Source organism: Amycolatopsis sp. NPDC004079 (assembly GCF_040610415.1).
GTDB lineage: Bacteria > Actinomycetota > Actinomycetes > Mycobacteriales > Pseudonocardiaceae > Amycolatopsis > Amycolatopsis halotolerans.
On the sequence record NZ_JBEXMH010000055.1, the window covers coordinates 39,809 to 57,659 of the forward strand.

14 protein-coding genes are annotated in these 17,851 nt (G+C 70.1%); 7 read left to right on the plus strand and 7 right to left on the minus strand.

What is annotated here, in order from left to right:
• Positions 1–49 precede the first annotated feature (49 nt).
• On the minus strand, positions 50–598 hold the full coding sequence (locus ABZX37_RS37950) for a CGNR zinc finger domain-containing protein (RefSeq protein WP_354747978.1): 549 nt from the start codon (positions 596–598) through the stop codon (positions 50–52).
• A 22-nt stretch (positions 599–620) separates the two neighbouring features.
• Between ABZX37_RS37950 and ABZX37_RS37955 the strand changes: the two genes are divergently transcribed.
• The gene (locus tag ABZX37_RS37955; protein ID WP_354747980.1) at positions 621–1,772 is read left to right on the plus strand and encodes an MFS transporter; all 1,152 of its coding nucleotides are present in this window, start codon (positions 621–623) and stop codon (positions 1,770–1,772) included.
• On the opposite strand, the gene ABZX37_RS37960 is transcribed toward ABZX37_RS37955, so the two are convergent.
• The 3 genes from ABZX37_RS37960 to ABZX37_RS37970 form a co-directional block, all read right to left on the minus strand.
• Positions 1,750–2,865: a S8 family serine peptidase gene (locus tag ABZX37_RS37960; protein WP_354747982.1), complete on the minus strand. Its 1,116-nt coding sequence runs from the start codon at positions 2,863–2,865 to the stop codon at positions 1,750–1,752. The two genes, ABZX37_RS37955 and ABZX37_RS37960, sit on opposite strands and share 23 nt — an antisense overlap.
• Entirely contained in the window at positions 2,862–5,030 is a 2,169-nt protein-coding gene (locus ABZX37_RS37965) for a hypothetical protein (RefSeq protein WP_354747984.1), read from the minus strand. The genes ABZX37_RS37960 and ABZX37_RS37965 overlap by 4 nt, the downstream gene beginning before the upstream one ends.
• A 151-nt stretch (positions 5,031–5,181) precedes the next feature.
• Complete coding sequence (locus tag ABZX37_RS37970) at positions 5,182–5,550, minus strand: Rv2175c family DNA-binding protein (RefSeq protein ID WP_344268071.1); 369 nt, start codon at positions 5,548–5,550, stop codon at positions 5,182–5,184.
• 92 nt (positions 5,551–5,642) lie between these two features.
• On the opposite strand from ABZX37_RS37970, the gene pknB reads away from it, so the two are divergent.
• The 5 genes from pknB (at position 5,643) to ABZX37_RS37995 (ending at position 11,496) form a co-directional block, all read left to right on the plus strand.
• Entirely contained in the window at positions 5,643–7,667 is a 2,025-nt protein-coding gene (gene pknB, locus ABZX37_RS37975; RefSeq protein ID WP_354747986.1) for a Stk1 family PASTA domain-containing Ser/Thr kinase, read from the plus strand.
• Positions 7,664–7,873 (plus strand): hypothetical protein, encoded by a 210-nt coding sequence (locus ABZX37_RS37980; RefSeq protein WP_354747988.1) that lies wholly within the window; start codon positions 7,664–7,666, stop codon positions 7,871–7,873. Before pknB ends, ABZX37_RS37980 begins: the two co-directional genes overlap by 4 nt.
• 66 nt (positions 7,874–7,939) lie before the next feature.
• Complete coding sequence (locus ABZX37_RS37985) at positions 7,940–9,415, plus strand: SPFH domain-containing protein (protein WP_354747990.1); 1,476 nt, start codon at positions 7,940–7,942, stop codon at positions 9,413–9,415.
• A complete protein-coding gene (locus ABZX37_RS37990; RefSeq protein ID WP_354747992.1) occupies positions 9,415–10,098 on the plus strand; it encodes a hypothetical protein in 684 nt (227 codons plus the stop codon). Before ABZX37_RS37985 ends, ABZX37_RS37990 begins: the two co-directional genes overlap by 1 nt.
• A gap of 117 nt (positions 10,099–10,215) precedes the next feature.
• Positions 10,216–11,496, plus strand: a complete 1,281-nt coding sequence (locus ABZX37_RS37995) for a wax ester/triacylglycerol synthase domain-containing protein (RefSeq protein ID WP_354747994.1) — start codon at positions 10,216–10,218, stop codon at positions 11,494–11,496.
• A 338-nt stretch (positions 11,497–11,834) separates the two neighbouring features.
• On the opposite strand, the gene ABZX37_RS38000 is transcribed toward ABZX37_RS37995, so the two are convergent.
• Together ABZX37_RS38000 and ABZX37_RS38005 are read right to left on the minus strand one after the other, a co-directional pair.
• Entirely contained in the window at positions 11,835–13,226 is a 1,392-nt protein-coding gene (locus ABZX37_RS38000; RefSeq protein WP_354747996.1) for a class II 3-deoxy-7-phosphoheptulonate synthase, read from the minus strand.
• A 52-nt stretch (positions 13,227–13,278) separates the two neighbouring features.
• Positions 13,279–16,428 (minus strand): ATP-binding protein, encoded by a 3,150-nt coding sequence (locus tag ABZX37_RS38005; protein WP_354747998.1) that lies wholly within the window; start codon positions 16,426–16,428, stop codon positions 13,279–13,281.
• A gap of 130 nt (positions 16,429–16,558) precedes the next feature.
• On the opposite strand from ABZX37_RS38005, the gene ABZX37_RS38010 reads away from it, so the two are divergent.
• Positions 16,559–17,455 carry an NADP-dependent oxidoreductase gene (locus ABZX37_RS38010; protein ID WP_354748000.1) on the plus strand — a complete coding sequence of 299 codons (897 nt, stop codon included), beginning with the start codon at positions 16,559–16,561 and terminating at the stop codon, positions 17,453–17,455.
• On the opposite strand, the gene ABZX37_RS38015 is transcribed toward ABZX37_RS38010, so the two are convergent.
• The gene (locus ABZX37_RS38015; protein ID WP_354748002.1) at positions 17,452–17,823 is read right to left on the minus strand and encodes a MerR family transcriptional regulator; all 372 of its coding nucleotides are present in this window, start codon (positions 17,821–17,823) and stop codon (positions 17,452–17,454) included. The two genes, ABZX37_RS38010 and ABZX37_RS38015, sit on opposite strands and share 4 nt — an antisense overlap.
• Between the last annotated feature and the right edge of the window lie 28 nt (positions 17,824–17,851).

Consider the following 17,851-nt stretch of genomic DNA (forward strand, 5'->3'; position numbering starts at 1 on the left):
CGGCGCTGGCGTCGTACGAGCGCAGCCAGGGCAAGAGTCTCCATGGCGCTCAGGTCAGCCGGGCGCGGTGGGCGGCGACACGTTCCCTTGTGGCGCAACGGGAAGAGCAGTACCGGCGCGGGCTTCCCCCGCCCAGATGCGCGAAGGGTTTCCCGCACGACGGCGACGCGCACAGGCCGCCGGGGACGCTTTGGCGGTCGGCCAGCAGGGTGGCCAAGGCCAGTGCGGAGGACGTGATCAGCCAGGCTCCCCACGGGCCGTCGTCGGACGAGTCGACGTGCAGGTGCCAGCCGAAGTCGTCGTCGTGTGCGGTCAGGCGCGGGGGTCCGGCGTAGGCGGCGAACAGGGCGTTCAGCACCTCGGCGGCCGAAGCGGCGTCGGGGGCGGCGAAGACCTCCCGCAGTTCCAGCGCGGCGGCACGCAACTCGGCCACGTCGCGCGCGGAAAGCCGGGGTTCCGGTTCGCCGTGCTCGACCAGGACTGCGACTACCGAATCCGGCGAAGGATCCGCCGTCAGCAGCACATCGAGCAGCGCTACGGCACGGCGGACCGCGTCCCGGGCGGAGCGGCCCGCGAAATCCGGCTGCGTTCCAGGCATGAGCCACTGTAACATCTTGACAGTGACAAGCCGTTACAGATTCGCGGCCTATCTCATCGGGGCGACGGCTGCGCGCACTGGTGACGAGCTGTCCGGCCCGGCGGTGCTGCTGCTCGGCGTGGGCGCTTCGGGAGCGGTCGCGGGGTCGACGCTGCTGGCCGGGCTCACTGTCGCGGCGGCGGTGGGCGGGCCGGTGCTGGGCGCGCTCCTGGACCGGTCGCCCACGCCTGGCCGGATCCTCGCGGTCGGGCTGATCGGGTACGCGGCGGGGTTGGCTGCGATCACCGCGCTGTTCGGGACGGTGCCGTTTGCGCTGGTGATGGGGATTGCGGTGGCGAGCGGGTTGCTGGCACCGGCGATCGGGGGCGGGTGGACGGCGCAGGTCCCCGCATTGGTGCCCGCACAGAAACTCGGCAGGGCGAGCACGCTCGACGCGATGACGTTCACCGCGGCGGCGCTCGTCGGGCCGGGGCTCGCGGGAGTGCTCGCCACGGCGGCGGGGGCTCCAGTCGCGATGGTCGCGGCTGGGGCGCTGGCGTTGCTCGCGGTGCCGTTCGCGTGGCGGCTCCCCCGCAACAGTGAAAGGCAGCGGCCGCGATTCTTTGCAGCGGCAACGGTTCTCGTCCGGAATCCTGCGCTGCGACAGTCGACCGCCACCTCGACGTTGTCGTGCGTCGGGATCGGGATGGCGTTCGTCTGCTATCCGTTGATCGGCGAGCAACGGCTTGGCAGCGCGGGGTACGGGACGTTGTTGCTCGTCGGCTTGTCGGTCGCGTCGTTGCTGGCGAATGCGGTTCTCTCGCGGCGGTCGTATTCGCCGGATCGCGCGGTGCAGCTGAGCACGGTCGCTATCGGGATTGGGCTCGCGGGGGCGGCGGTGGCACCGAACGCGCCGCTATTGGTGATTGCGGTGGCACTCACCGGGATTGGCGAAGGGCCACAACTCGCGTCGTTGTTCGCGGTTCGGCATCGGGAAGCGCCGCCGGAAATGCGGGCGCAGGTGTTCACCACCGCGGCCAGTGTCAAGATCGCCGGGATAGCACTGGGGAACGCCGTTGCCGGGCCGTTAGCCGCCTGCTCCCCCGCCGTCGGTTTGGTTGCGGCGGCGGGGATGCAGGTGGTCGCCGCAGTCGCGCATCCGTTGTGGACGGTCAGAAAGCAGCTAGTCCATTAGGCGTTCCGTTGCCAGTCGGGCCGTCGTATCCCGGGACGCCGGTGCAGAGGTAGTCTCCGCATTCCTCGAATACGACATTGTCTCCGCCGACGACGTCGTTGAGTTTCCCAGCGTACAGCCGCGAAGCGTCCGGATACTGATCGTGATGTCCGGCCAAAGCGATGACTCCGGCGATGAACGGGGCAGACGCGCTCGTGCCGCCGACTACCGTCCAGCCGTGGAGGACTGTGGTCTCGTACACGGCGGGTCCGGTGACGGGGTCGGCTACCGCGGCCACGTCGGCGACGGTCCGTCCTGGGCAGTTCGGGTCCTTCTGCCACGCGGGTTTCGGGACCCAGGCCGAACATCCGCTCGACGCGCCCTTCCACACCGATTCGGTCCAGCCGCGCGCATTGTCCGCTTTGGACAGTGAGGTGCCGCCGACCGCGACGACGCTCGCGTACACCGCGGGCGCGCTCGGTGCCGCGAATCCGCCGTCACCGCTCGACGCGACGATCGCCACGCCGGGATGCCGGTAATGCGCGGCGAAATCGCCGGACCAATGGCTTTCCGGTGCGCCGTAGCTGTTCGACACAATCGTCGCGCCCAGTTTCACGGCCGTGTCCACCGAGGTGCCGAGTGCGTCGAAGGACGCGTCGTCGCCTTCCACCAGCAGGATTTTGCACTGGGAACAGGCGGCGGACGCCATGTCCAGGTCCAAAGCGATCTCCACTGGCCAGTCGCCCTGTCGCGGCGGGAGTGGAGCAGCGTCGCCGTGCTGGTTGACTTTGCGGAAGCAGCCGTTCGCTGTGGTGCAGGCCGGGAGGCCGTAGGTTTGTCGATATACCGCCAGGTCCGCTTCGGCGGTCGGGGCGTCGCCAGCGTCGACGATGGCGATCGTCTCGTTCGCGCCGCCGGTGTCGGGCAGGCGGTAGGCGGAACGCAGGTCAGCGGGGCTGTATCCGCTGGCGCGCAAGGCAGCGCGACTGTCCACTTTGGCGTAGCACCGGGCGAATCCGGGCGCGGCGGGACCGCAGAGGTCACGCGGGGAGGCGGACGCGACGGACGGGATGAGCGCGCCGAGGAGAAGCAGCACAGCGAGGATGCGTTTCATCGCTCGGCCTTCCCGACGGTGTAGGCGTTGCTGATCGTCTGCGTGATCGCATTGCCCGCCAGGTCCCGCGCGGTCACCTTCAGCGACGGCGAGGTCCCGGCTGGCGGATTCCACCACATGGCGACGTATTCGCCGAACAATCCGAAGACCTGCGCGGGCTGCCAGGTGACTCCGTTGTCGACAGACACCGAAACGGTCGCCGAGGTGATCGGCGAATGCGATCCGGCACCGCTGTAAGCGGCGTGGCCGACGTGCAGTTCAAGCACCTGCAGCGGCGAGGACGACGTCGTGGAGAGATCGGAATCCAGCCGGTAATCCACCGTCAGCGCGCCGAGAATCCGGCACGGCTGCGTCGGATCGACTGCCTGGCAACGATGCGGGGACGGCAGCGTGGGGCCAGCCGCGGCCGGGTCGTACTGCAGCGTCAGTTCAGTGTGCAGTTTTCCGGCCTGGCCGACGCCAGGGATCGCGGTCCGGTCGACGTCCAGCATGCCTCGTAATGTCGCTGGTGTCTTCGGCACTTCGACCGACGCGCCGTAGGCACCGTCCTGATCGAACAGTTGCTGATCGTTGCGGTACAAGGAGAAGTGCAGTTGCGGAGCGTAGAACAACGGGATCGCGGTGTGGTCCGGTTCGCTGTCGCGCAATTCCGGGATGGCGACCGAAACCATGCCGCCGGAATAACACGCCTCGCACAGCCGGTCCCGCTTCCACTGCCCGAGACCGGCGGTCAGCGGGCCGCGCGACCAGTCGACGGTCGTGGTGCTGCCCGGCCGGTAGGTACGCGGATCGGCGGTCATGAGCGTGTACGACGAGCCTTTTTGCTCGTACTGCACCCATTCCGTGGTGTGCGTGGTGCCGAGGTAGTCGGTCAGGACGCCGGGGGCGGGAATGAAGAAGCCGCTCGCGCCGAGTCCGTGCCGCAGGATCACCGGGTCCACCGGGCCGCTGTCGATCGCGACCGGCATGGTGTCGGCGGGATCGGCGTACATCCGGTCCTCGACCGTCGCTAGTTCACTGTCCTTTGTGGAAAACGACTGGTTCTCGGCGATGCCGTCGCTGGCGAACGAAAGGTCGACGCGGTACCGGTCCTCGGGCTTGGGCGGTTTGCCTGCCCACTGCACGACGTAGTGCAGCAAGCCCTGAGCGGGCTTCGGCACCGGCCGCACGTACTGCTTGGTTGTGCTGCCCGAGATGCCGACAGCGAATCCGCGGCCGGTCGCGTCCTCGCGGAAGAAGTTGGTGGTGAGCGAAGCCTGCGTGGTCGACTTCGACGGAGCCACCTTCACCTCGGCGGTCGCGTACTTCTCCTCCACGGTGAGAGTCTGCGCGTCCGGCGAATCGCCGACAGTGAACCCTTCGACCCACGAGGTCCGCGTGGCGATCACGCTCCCCGTGCTGTCGAAGTCGGAGAAGGTCGAGGACGCGGTGTAATGCCCTTCGGGAACCGCGATCCGGGTGACGCCGTCGACGTCGACATGCCGCAGCAGCTTGGCCGCGGAATCGGTGTTGATCAGCGACACGATGCCGTTGACTGAGCGGCCCTGCAGGTCGAGGAGCCGGAGTTCGAGGATTTTCATCGGATACTGCGGCTGCTGTTCGCGGGACGCGCCGGCCAGCCGGATCGTCGCGGGCAGCGCGCTGCTGCCTGCCGGACGGCCGGCGACGGCGTCCTCCGCGAGGCGTCGGTGCAGGTCAGCGGCGAATTCCGTGGCCGAAGCGAGGTACCCGGTCGCGGTGTTCCCGGCGGACGAGGCGAGCGTGATGCCGGGCAACGCCGTCGGGGCCGAGCCAGCGGGGAACGTCAGCTCGAGGGGCGTCTGCCCGGACTGCAGCCGGGCCAGCGCGGTGACGTCGAAGAGCGATTTGTCCAGCCGCCCGAGAAACGGAACGGCCTCGCCCGGAATGACATAACGGTCGCCGCCGTCGGTTTGATACGACTGGAAAGCGGTGCGCGGCGGCGACGAAAAGGCGTAATTCGTGCCGCCGTTCGGCCCCGGGAAAACCGTCAGCCGGTCCCCCGTCGGCAAGGTCACTTCCCGCGCTCGCGGTGCCGCCACGGCGAAGGGCGCGGCCGCCGCGGGTGGTGCCGGCAAAGCGGAACTGCCCAGCACCAGCGCGATCGACGCGACCGCGCGGAGTCTTCCGGAAACCCGTCCTCCCATGCCCGATGCTCCTCTCCAGCATGCGGCAGAGCAGGATTTTCAGGACGGTTCCCGAGGATGGACTGGACCAATTGACCGCGTCAACGACCAACGCGGTTTCTGTCCGGAAGGGCGATTGTTGTCAGCCCTTCCGGAGCAATGCGGGAAGGGACTAGAACGCCATCGCCTGCGCGCGCCGCTTGACCTCGGTCCCGTGGCTCGTGCGCAGCGCGTTGATCGGCGTGCTGCCCGGGAGCGTGTCGTCGGCGGTGAAGAGCCAGCGGAGCATCTCGGTGCGGCTGAAGCCGGAGTCGGCGAGCACGGTGATCGTGCCGCCCAGCCCCTTGACGATGCCGTCCTTCACGAAGAAGGCGGCGGGCACGCAGAGTTCGCCCTTGCGCCGGACAGCGATCAGCTCGCCGTCCCGCAGCATCTGGCGGACCTTGTTGGCCGACACCCCCAATGCGGCCGCCACCTCCGGCAACGGCTTGACCGCGACCTCGGTGTCGAGGATGTCGTCGGCGACAGGAATCCCACTCACAGGTGACACTGTGCCACATTCCCCCGTCCGGCCCACTGCTACGCACGGGTGACCCGCCCCGCCGCGCGCGCCCTTCCGTACGATTGCCCACCGTGACGCGCACCCAGCCCAGCCTCGTCGGCACCCTGCTCGAACGCCGGTACCGCGTTGACCAGCTGCTGGCCAGGGGCGGGATGTCGGCCGTCTACCGGGGCCTCGACACCCGCCTCGACCGGGCGGTGGCGATCAAGATCATGGACCCGCGCTTCGCCGACGACCGGTCGTTCGTCGACCGGTTCGTGCGCGAAGCGCGTTCGGCCGCCCAGCTGCACCACCCGAACGTGGTCGCCGTGCACGACCAGGGCTTCGACACCCCGGCGGGCCAGGACACCGGCCTCGCGTTCCTGGTGATGGAGCTGGTCAACGGCGGCACGCTGCGCGACCTGCTGGACGAGCAGGGCCAGCTGGACGTCTCGCTCGCGCTGAGCGTCGCGGAGCCGGTGCTGGCCGCGCTGGCCGCCGCGCACGCCGCCGGGCTGGTCCACCGCGACGTCAAGCCCGAGAACGTGCTCATCGGCCGCAGCGGGCAGCTCGCGGGCGGCGTGGTCAAGGTCGGCGACTTCGGCCTGGTCCGCGCGGTGGCCAGCGCGGGCACCACGAGCTCGAGCGTCATCCTCGGCACCGTGGGCTACCTGGCCCCCGAACAGGTCGCCACCGGCGACACCACGGCCCGCAGCGACGTCTATTCGGCGGGCATCCTGCTGTACGAGATGCTCACCGGCCGCCTGCCCTACACCGGCGACACGGCGATCTCGGTCGCCTACCGGCACGTGAACGACGACGTGCCCCGCCCGAGCGAACTGCGCCCGGACCTGCCGCCGGTGCTCGACGACCTGATCCTGCGCGCCACCCGCCGCGACCCGGAGCAGCGCCCGGCCGACGCCGGCGAGTTCCTGGCGCAGCTGCAGGCCGCGCGCGCCGAGCTGGGGCTGCAGCCGGTCGCGGTGCCGGTGCCCCCGCCGCCGGACGGCGACCGGGTGTCGGACGTCGAACGCACGCTCCCGAACATCCCGGCGGTCCAGCAGAACGTTCCGCCGGGCCAGCAGACCATGCCGGTCTCCGGGCCGCGCGGCACGCGCGCCATGACCCGCGCCGTGCCCGCCGCGCCTCCCCCGGCCGGACCGCCGCACGCCGGGCCGCCGGCTCCCGCTCCCGCTGAGCCGCGGAAACCGCGCGACAAGCGCAAGCTGATCGCGCTGGCGATCGCCGGGGTGCTGGTGCTCGGCGGGCTGATCGGCGCGTTCGCGTTCATCCTCAGCGATTCCAAGGTCACGACCACGACGGTGCCGAAGCTCGCCGGGCTGACCCAGGCCGAGGCGGGCGACCAGCTGCGCGCGGCGAAGCTGAACCCGCGCTACAGCCAGGAGTTCGACAACACCGTCGACGCCAACAAGGTGATCAAGGTGGACCCGGCCCCGGGCACCACGCTCGACCAGGACGCGACCGTGTCCGTGGTCGTGTCGAAGGGCAAGCCGAAGGTGCCGAACATCCAAGTCGGCACCGCGCTCGACACGGCCACGAAGGCGGTCCAGGAGCAGAAGCTCACCGTCGTCCAAGGCACTCCGGAGTACAGCGACACCGCGCCGCAGGGCACCGTCGTGAGCGTGAGCCCGGCGGCGGGCACCCCGGTGGACATCGGCGGCCAGGTGACGCTGGTGCTGTCCAAGGGCCCGGAGCCGCTTCCGCCGGTCCCGGACGTCACCGGGCGGTCCAAGGCCGAGGCGTTCCAGATCCTCCAGCAGGCCGGATTCCAGCCGCAGGACGGCGGCGAGGAGTTCTCGCAGACCGTGCCCGCGGGCGCGGTCACGCGCACCGACCCGGGCGCGGGCTCGGCGGGGACCAAGAAGGTCAAGGTCTACGTTTCGAACGCGGTGCAGGTCCCGGACGTCCGGTACCGCACGTTCGACCAGGCCGCGGACATGCTCAAGCAGGCCGGGCTCGACGTCGACCGCAAGGGCGGCGACGGCAACGGCCACGGGCACGGCGGCGGCTTCGACTTCGTCCTGCAGCAGGACCCGGCCCCCGGCTCGTTCGTGCCCAAGGGCACCAAGGTCAAGATCCGGGGGTTCGGCGGATGATCGGCAGCCGCGGCCGGGTGACCGGCACCGTCGGGCCGGGGCTGATCGGCGAGGTGCTGCTCAGCGTCCGCGGCGGCACCGAGGCCTTTTACGCCTACCCGGCCGAGCCGGACACCACGTTCTCCGTCGGAACACCCGTTCTGGTGGTCGATTTCGAGCCTCCGCGCACGGTCTACGTGGAAAGGTGGCAACCGTTGCGCGCTTGACCGCGTCGCAGTGCTGACGGCGCCTGAGCGCCGTGCCAGCTGAATACGGAAAGTGCGGCGAGGGCTATGGAAATCTGGGTCATCGTGGTGATCGCGGTCGTGGCCGTGATCCTGCTGTTCGGGCTCCTGCGGATCCTGTACAAGGTGGCGGAGCCGAACGAGGCGCTCATCATCTCCGGCTGGGGCGTCCGGGTCGAGCGCACCGAAACGGCCGACAGCCTCGGGTTCAAGATCATCACCGGCCGCGGCGTGAACGTGCTGCCGGGCTTCCAGACCGCGCGCAGGCTGTCGCTGGACACCCGGGGGGTGAACCTGCAGGTCTCGTGCGTGACGAAACAGGGGCTTCCGGTCACCGTGCGCGCGGTCGTGATCTACAAGGTCGGCGACGATTTCGCCTCGATCGCGAACGCCGCCCGCCGGTTCCTCGACCAGCAGAAGGGCATGAACGACACCATCCACGAGCTGTTCTCCGGGCATCTGCGCTCGATCGTGGGCGGGCTGACCATCGAGGAGATGATCCACAACCGCGACGCGCTGACCGGCGAGGTCCGCCAGTCGTCGGCGACCGAGATGATCAAGCTCGGGCTGATCGTGGACTCGCTGCAGATCCAGGAGATCGACGACGAGTCCGGCTACATCGTCAACCTCGGCAAACCGCACGCGGCCGCGATCGCCGCCGCCGCGCGGATCGCCGAGGCGCAGCGCGACCAGGAGGCCACCGAGGCCGAGCAGGTCTCCGCCGCGCGCAAGGCGGGCGCGATCCGGGAAAGCCAGATCCAGCAGGCCGGGTACCAGGCCGAGGTGGACCAGGCCAAGGCGAAGGCGAGCCAGTCCGGTCCGCTGGCCGAGGCGACGGCGCGCCAGGAGGTCGTGGTCCAGGAGACCAAGGCGGCCGAACTGGAAGCGGCGCTGTCCGAGCAGCGGCTGCAGTCGCAGGTGCGGAAACCGGCCGACGCGAAGGCGTACGAAACGCGCACCACGGCCGACGCGGAACGCGACGCGCAAATCGCCCGCGCACAAGCACAGGCGAAGGAAACCGAACTGCGGGCGGGCGCGGACGCGACCCGGGTCAAGACCGCGGCGGACGCTGAAGCGCAGGCGACGAAGGCCCGGGCGGAAGCCAGCGCGAGCGCGACGAAGGCCACTGGCGAGGCCGAAGCCGCGGCGGCCAAGGCGAAGGGCCTCGCGGACGCGGACGCGGCGAAAGCCAAGGGTCTGGCCGAAGCCGAAGCGGCGAAAGCGAAGGGGCTCGCCGAGGCCGAGGCGATCAAGGCGCGCGCGGCCGCACTGGCGGAGAACCAGGAGGCTGTGGTAGCACAACAGCTGGCCGAGCGCTGGCCGGAGATCGTCGAAGCCGGCGCGCAGGCCTTCAGCAATGTCGACCACATGGTGGTCCTGAACGGCGCGGACGGGATGTCGGACATGTTCACCAAGGCGCTCTCCCTCGGCGGCACGGGCCTCGGCCTCGCGCGCCAGCTGATGGACGCCATGGGCCCCAAGCAGTCCGGTTCCGACGGCAGCGTCGCCCCCCGCGAGGACTGATGAGCTTCTTCACGGACGGTCCTCGCGAGCGACCCCTGTTCCCGGTCCGGGAGCAGGAGCTGTTCGGCTACGAGGGCCGTCCGTGGACGGGCCCGCCCGCCGACCACATCGTGCCCGCGCTGGTGCCGTGGGCGACGCCGCTGGGCCGGTCCGAGCGCACCATCGTGGCGCTGCGCGCGGTCGAGGTGTGGCCGGAGGCGATGACGCTGCGGATCGCGGTGTACTCGCGCGACCGCATGGACGGCGCGCCGCTGATCGGCCACCGGCGCATCCCGGACTACAACTCGCTGCTGGTCGGCGTGCTGTTCCCGGACGGCGGCCGGGCCAGCTCCGAAACCGTTTCGGTGCCGAGCGCGGGCGAACCGCACGAACCGGTGCTGCGCGTCGAGGACGGCGGCGGGTCGGAGTTCCACTACGAGCAGCCGGTCTTCGTGTGGCCGCTGCCCAGCGCCGGTCCGGTGAAGCTGATCGTGCAGTGGCTCGACCGCGAGATCCCGGAAACGCACACCAAACTCGACGGCGGGCGGCTGCGCGCGGCGGCGCACGAGGCCAGCGAACTGTGGCCAGGGCTGCCCAAACGGCCGGGCAACGGCGTCGCGATGCGCCAGATCGCCGCCGAGGTCAACGACTCCGCCGGACCCGGACTGCCGCAACGGCAGCCGCGCCGTGCCCCGGGCGAGTGAAATCCGCGGGAATTAGCGTCCCCGAAACATAACGGCCGTCCGCCGGTCATACCCGAGTAGTGTCGTGACATTCGCCCTCGACATTCGCACTCGACGCCGGACGTTGGAAGGTGGACCATGGCGCCTGCCCCGCTCAGCTCGCTCGATGTCGCTTTTCTTTGCCTCTCCAGGGAAACCGCGCCAATGCAGATGGGCGTGGCCCTGGTGTTCGCACCGGAGGAGCCGATCGATCCGGACCGGCTGGCCGCGCTGCTCGCCCGCCGGGCGGCGCATATCCCGCCGCTGCGCCGGAAAATCCGCGCCGGGCTCTTCCCGCCCGGCTCCGCGACCTGGGTGGACGACCCGGATTTCCGGGCAGTGAAACACATTCACCACCACCGGCTGACCACGCTGTACGACCCGGACCCGCTCCCGGAGTTCGCGGCGAGGTGGATCGCCGAACCGCTCGACCCGCACCGTCCGTTGTGGGAACTCACTGTGGTGACAGGTTTTCCGGACGGAACCTTCGCGATCTTGCTAAAACTCCACCACGCGCTCACCGACGGCGCGGGCGCGTACGCCGTCACGGTAGGACTCCTGGACGGATTGCCGCTCCCGGAGCCCGAACCGGCGATTCCGCAGCCGCGCACGCCGATGGAGGCGGTACGGGATACGTTGGAGACAGCGGGAATCGCGTCGTCGGTGGTCCGGGCGGCCCGTCCGCCGTGCCTGCCGCTGGCCGCACCCGCCACCGCCGAACGCCGCCTCGGTTTCGCCCGGCTGGCCTCGGCCGATCTTCGCCGGATCCGGCGAACGCACGGCGGGACCACGAATGACGTCGTGCTCGCGGTGTTGTCCGGTGCTTTGCGCGAATGGCTTATCAATCGCGGCATTCGCGCGGCGGGACGTTCCGTGCGCGCGCTGATTCCCGTGAGCGTGCGCGGGAGAGCGGCCGAGCAAGTGGGCGGGAACAAGCTTTCCGGCTATTTGTGCGATTTGCCGATCGGAATGGACGATCCGGTGCGTCGGCTGGCCGAAGTGCGCGCCGCGATGACGCGCAACAAAGCCGCCGGACCTTCGCGCGGCGCCGGGGCCTTCCCGCTGCTGGCCGACCGGGTGCCCGCCGCACTGCACTGGCTGGGCACGCGAACCGCCGGGCTGGCCGCGCCGCTGCTGTTCGACCTGGTGGTGACGACCGTGCCGGTGCCGCCTGCCCGGCACGCGCTGGCCGGAGCGCCGCTGACGCAGGTGTACCCGTTCGTGCCGCTGGCCCCGCACCAGGCGGTGGGCATCGCGGTGGCGCCGTATCTCGACAGTGTCCACATCGGACTGCAGGCGAACGCGGACGCGGTGGCGGATCTCGGGTCGCTGCGCGACGCGGTGGCCAAATCGGCGGCGGAGCTGCTGGCCGCCTCGTGAGCGGTGCGCTGCGGCTTCGGCTTGTGCGCGGTCTTGCGCCCCAATGTGGCATTGGGTGCGCTCAACGCACCGAACGCCACATTGGGTGCATCTCACGCACCGAATGCCACATTGGGGTTTCTCGGCAGTGCCGGGTGCGGCGGGTCCGTTGCAGCGGTGCTGGCCAGAGGATGCGGAGCACCGGCTGGCCGATGGGCCGCGCGGCACCGTTCCCGCGAACGGTACGTGAGGGGAACCCTGGGGGAATCTGATTCCCTCAGGGTTCCCCTCACGTACCTCGGCATCGCGTGCTGGGTCCGGTGTCCGCTCCGCCCGGGATCAGCACTCCCGGGCGGAGGTCAGCCGCGCAGCATCTCCGCGACCAGGAAGGCCAGCTCCAGCGACTGCTGGGTGTTGAGCCGGGGGTCGCAGGCGGTCTCGTAGCGGCCGGAGAGGTCGACGTCGGAGATTTCCTGTGCCCCGCCGAGGCATTCGGTGACGTCCTCGCCGGTCAGCTCGACGTGGATGCCGCCGGGGTAGGTGCCGAGCTTGTGGTGCACCTCGAAGAAGCCCTGGACCTCGTCGACGATGCGGTCGAAGTGCCGGGTCTTGTACCCGGTGGACGACTCGTGCGTGTTCCCGTGCATCGGGTCGCACTGCCAGATGACCTTGTGCCCGGACGATTCGACCTTCTCCACGATCGCGGGCAGCACCTCGCGGACCTTGCCGTTGCCCATCCGGGAGATCAGCGTGAGCCGGCCCGGTTCGTTGCGCGGGTCGAGCCGCTCGACGTACTCCAGCGCCTGCTCGGGCGTGGTCGTCGGGCCGATCTTGAGCCCGATCGGGTTCGACAGCAGCTCGGCGAACGCGATGTGCGCGCCGTCGAGCTGCCGGGTGCGCTCGCCGATCCACAGGAAGTGCGAGGACAGGTTGTACAGCTTCGGGTTCGCCGCGTCGGCCTGGTCCAGCCGCAGCATCGCGCGCTCGTAGTCGAGCAGGAGCGCCTCGTGGCTGGCGAAGATCTCGGTGTACTGCAGCGAGGTGTCGGTGACGCCGCAGGCGTTCATGAACCGCAGGCCGCGGTCGATCTCGGCGGCGAGCGCCTCGTACCGCTCCCCCGCGGGCGACGAGGACACGAAGTCCTTGTTCCAGTCGTGCACCTGGTGCAGGTCGGCCATGCCGGCCCCGGTGAGCGCGCGGACGAGGTTCATCGCCGCGCCGGCGTTCGCGTAGGCGCGGATCATCCGGCCCGGGTCCGGAACCCGCAGCTCCGGCTTGGCGACGAGCGAGTTGATGATGTCGCCGCGGTAGACGGGCAGCCCGAGCGCGTCGGTGCCGGACGAGCGCGGCTTCGCGTACTGGCCCGCGATCCGCCCGACCTTCACCACCGGCAGGCTGGCGCCGTAGGTGAGCACGACGGCCATCTGCAGCAGCGTGCGCAGATTGGCCCGGATGTGCGGTTCGGTGTTGGACTCGAACGTCTCCGCGCAGTCGCCGCCCTGCAGCAGGAAGGCCTCCCCGCGAGCCACCATGGCGAGCCGGCTCTTCAACCGGTCGATCTCGGCGGGCACAGTGATCGGCGGCACGCTCTCCAGCACGCCGCGCACCCGCTTGGCCAGCGCGACGTCGGGCCACTCCGGCTGCTGCGCGGCAGGCAGCGACAAGGCGGTGTCGAGGCGGTCCCGCAGCTCAGGAGGCAGGGGCGGCAGCTCGGGGAGAGTGTCTACGGGAACGTCGACTGTCCAGTTCACGCGTCTCAGGATAGGGTCTGCCGCCTTTGCCCGGGGCGGTGGGCGTCGAGGGTCACGCGTCCGGGTCTTCCGGGAGGTAGAGCGTGCCGATGCGGTCGGCCACGTCGAGAAGACCGGCCAGTTCTTCCGCCCCGAGGGCCGGGACGATGGTCGACCAATGGTCCAGTTCCGCGGCTGCGGCGAGGATGCGCTTGCGCTGGCCCGGATCCGCGTGCGCGGCCAGGTCGACCAGCAGCCTCGCCCGCACCGGCGGATAGTCGACCTGTTCGGCTTTCGCCAGCGCTCGTTCCAGGTCCCGGGAGGCGACTCCCCGTGCGAACGCCTCCAGCAACTGCTGGCGCCGGTACTCGCCGCTGGTGCGTTCGGCGATGGCCTCCGCGCGATCCGCCCATCCTGCCTCGGCCAATCCGGAAACCAAGGCGGACAGTGCATTGCTGCGGTCGTACCCCTTCAGGAAACCGCACAGTTTGAGGGCGGGACCGTCCTCGCCCCGGGCGGCCAGCTCGGCCACGCTGCCGATCGCATAGTCGAGTGCCTGCCGACTGTGCCGACTGCACAAAGCGATGGTGTCGGTGATTTCCTCCCGGCTGCCGACCGCGCACATCATCGTCAAATAGTCACGCCAGCCGAGGTACGGACCGTCGTCGTACCCGTCGAGCCAGGCGCGCACCTGCGCGGCGAGACGGGCGAGCGCCGCGGTGTCGCCGGTCTGCCGCAGCCTGTGGGCGAGCAGCAGCATCGGTCCACACGTCTGCTCCGGATCGCGGAGCCCGGTGATCACCTTCTCCGCGATCGCCGCCTCCCCCCGCTCGGCGAGCAGGTGCACGAACGTCCGCATCCCGGGATACCGGTCGGAGGGCACGAGCGGGGCCAGCGCCTCGGTCCGCCGGATGTCGCCCGCAGCTGCGGCCGCCTCGACCAGCGCGACGATCGCGTCCGCGACGCGGCGGGCGAGCACGGGGCGGCGAGCGTGCGCCTCCGCCTTGGCCGCGATGTCCCGTGCCCGGGCCTCGTCGCCCTTCCGCAGCACGGATTCGGCGATCCGGACGAGGAAACCGGGGATTTCCCGGCGCGAATCCCGTTCCCTGGACTTCGGCCGGAACCCGACGGTCAGTTCTACGGCACGGTCCGGTTCGCCGCCTTCCGCGAGCGCGGCGAAGTACCGGCCGCTGGCGGCCTCGTACCAGGACGCGTCCGAAATACCCGCGAGCACCGCTGGGATCGGGGGCAGCTCCCCGGCCGCGGCCAGGAGGTCGATCAGCGCCCACGCGTCCCGTTCGTCTTCCCCGGCCGTGTTCAGTTCCTTCCCGGCCAGCAGATCGGCGTAGAGCGTCACCTCGGGCTGTTCCAGGCCGTGTCGCTCCGCCCACGCGCGCAGCCGGTCGACCTCGCCGCTGCGGCGGAAGACTCCGGCGATCTCAACCGCTGGTTTGACCCGGTCCAGCGACGGGTGTCCAGCGCTCGCCTCCACGAAGCGCTCGGCAAGGCCCGGGTGGACCGCGGCGACCAGGCGGACCAGCCGCTTCCATGCCGAGGTCTGTCCCGGACCGGGCGACATCGCCATCACCCGGCGGATCGCCCGAGCGAAATCCGGATCGGGACGGGCGACCGCGAGGTGCGCCTCGACCTGCTTGCGCCGGTCCGCGCTGAGTCCCGGATCCAGGGACGCGACAGCCTCCGCCCGGCGGCCGTCCTCGGCCAGGGCAAGCGGAATCTCGGCCAGCAGCAGATCGCGCACCTCCGCCTCCGGCTGCTCGGCCGCCAGCTGCCGGGCCTCGTCCGGCCTGCCGGTGCGGGCGAGTTCGGCGGCCAGTGCGGTGAGAGCCATCCGCTTCCGGTCGGAATCGAGCACCGACCGCGCCAGAGCCATCGCGTGGTCGATCTCGCCGAGACTCGCCCACAACGCCGGGAGCTCCAACGGCATCACGTTGCTTCGGTCCCGGAAGTTGTCCCGGTAGGTTTCCAGCGTGACGAGCCGGAGAAGATCCGGCTCGGCCGCGTTCCGCACCGCTGCGCTCGCGACATCCAGCTCCGCCAGCGCGGCCAGGTCGTTGCCGGAGACGTCCAGCAGGCGGGTGTGCCGCGCGGGGTCAGCCGCCAAATCGGCGAGAGCGGCCGGATCGCCGGTTTCCTGCACCAGCCGGAAGTACCCGCGCAGCAGGAACTGCGGTGTCTCGGCGGGCCAGCCAGCCGCGCGATAGCGGTGCGCCCATGTGTCCAATGTGGACCTGAAGTCGGCCAGCGCGTCCGCGCCCAGCGCTTCTTCCGCCTCGCGATGCAGATTTTCGTGGCCCAGCACGTAGATCTCGGGGGCTTTGGCGGCGTGCCACTGCGCGGGACGGCGCGAAAAGGACCGGCTCGCCACGCTGCCCAGCGCTCGCTCGACGCTCCGCACCGGCCGCTCGGTCAGCTCTGCCAGATCCGAGCGGGAAAGCCCGCCTCGAGCCGCTGTCACCAGGCCCAGCAGGTCCGGTTCTCCGGAGAGGAGGGCGTCCAGTTCGCGTTCCATGTCGCCTTGGGCGGCGCGGGCGGCCTCGGACGGGGCCAAGAGCCTCTCGATGCCGGGGGCGCGCAGCGGGTGGTCCGCCCGGACGTCGGACGGGACGTCCGGATTGAGCCTGCTGGCGACGATCACCCGCAGTCCGGCGGACGGGAAGGGCAGCAGAGCGGCAATGCTGCGTCCCCCGGCGCTTCGGTCCTCGTCCAGCCCGTCGATCACCAGCACCAGCCGCTGCCCGTCGGATTCGCACCGCGCGGCGGCCTCCGCGAACACCGCGGGCAGGTTGCGGGCTTCCGGGTCCTTCGCCGTCTCGAGGATTTCCGCGAGCTGCTCCTGGACGGCGTCCACGAACGCTTCCCGCGTGTCGTCCCCGGCCAGCCGGGCAGTGACGAAGAACGAGACGATCCGCGCCCCGGCGGGCGGATTGAGGGCGAAAGTGGACATCAGCGCCGATTTTCCGGTCCACGGTTCAGCACGGAACCAGACGTAGTCCGGGCCGTCCGGCGCGGTGCAGAATCGCGTCAGTTCGGCTAATTCCGCGTCGCGGCCGACGAGTTCGCGCGGCGCGATTTGCCGCACCCACTCCAGGTAGCGGGACCGAGCGGGCGAGGCACCCGCGTAGGTGACCGAATCCGCGTGGCCGATCTGCACGACCTTGCCCGTGACCGGACCCAGGATCTGGTTCGTGATCGGCTCGTCCACCTGGAGTCCCCCTCCGACGACTCAGCTTCCCACGGACCATGTCGGCCGGGTCACATCGGCTGGAAGTTGACATCGGTGTCAACGAATAGCGTCGGTTTCGAACAAACCGAGATGCAGGAGGAATCAGCAGATGAGCACCGTCTTGGGATACCGGGCTTTCGGCGCGGCCGACGTTCAGGAGTTCTTCGAACGGCCAGACCCGACGCCCGGTCCCGCCGAGGTTCTCGTCCGCGTCGCCGCCGCGGGGGTGAATCCGCTCGATCATCTGCTTCGGGCCGGGCATGTCCCCGATCTGAATGGACATCTGCCGTTTCCCCAGGTCATCGGGATGGAAGCGGCGGGAACTGTGCTCGCAGTCGGCGAAGACGTGACGGGGCTCGAAGTCGGCGATCGGGTCACCGGGTTCGCGTTGACCGGGGCGGGCACGTACGCCGAAACGACGCTGCTGCTCGGCGAATCCACCGCCCGCATCCCGGACACTCTGCCGTGGACCTGGGCGGCGACCATCCCCGTCGCGGGCACCACGGCACTGGACGTGCTTGATCAACTAGACCTGCCTGAGGGCGCGTCCCTGCTGGTGAACGGGATCGGCGGCGGCGTCGGGATCGCGCTGGCCCAGCTTGCACGGGACCGGGGACTCGTCGTGACGGGTACGGGCAGCACGGCCAAGCGGGATCTCGCGGCGAAGTACGGGGCGAGATTCGTCGACTACACCGCAGGCAACGTCGTGGACCAACTCGGCGACTTCGACGCTGTGGTCGACACGGTCGGCGGAGAATCCTTGCGCAGTGTCGCGCCGTTGGCGGAGAAGCTCATCGCCGTCGGGGACCCCTCGGTGACCGAACTCGGCGGAGAGTTCGTCCATCGTCGTCTCGATCGGGCAGGCCTGGAAAGGGTTGCCGAGCTGATGGCCGAAGGGCGGCTCGATCCGCACATCACCGGGACCTATCCGCTCGCGCGGGCGCGGGAAGCGTTGGCGCTCGTCGAGTCCCGGCACGCTTCGGGCAAGCTAGTCATCAGCATCTAGCACGAACTCCCCGCGCCCTGCCGGTATCGGGTGTTCGCCTCGATCAGCACGTCCAGGGCATCCCGGGCCTCGACGCGGCGGGCGATGTCGGCGGTCAGCCGGTCCCGCTCCCCCACCATGGTGGTGAAAGCGTCTTCGATGACGGCCGCGTCGTCGCTGTGCACGCAGGGCAGCAGCCGGGCGATCACCTTGCTGTTCAAGCCCGCGTCGAACAATCGGCGGATGAGTTCGATCCGCTCGACTTCAGTCGACAGGTAGTGCCGCTGTCCGCCCGCGGACCGCGTGCTCCGCACCAGGCCCTGCTGCTCGTAGTACCGCAGCGAGCGGGCGCTGACTCCGGTCCGCTGGGCTAGTTCGCCGATCCGCACAGAACCCAGCTTAAAGAAACGGGCCCCG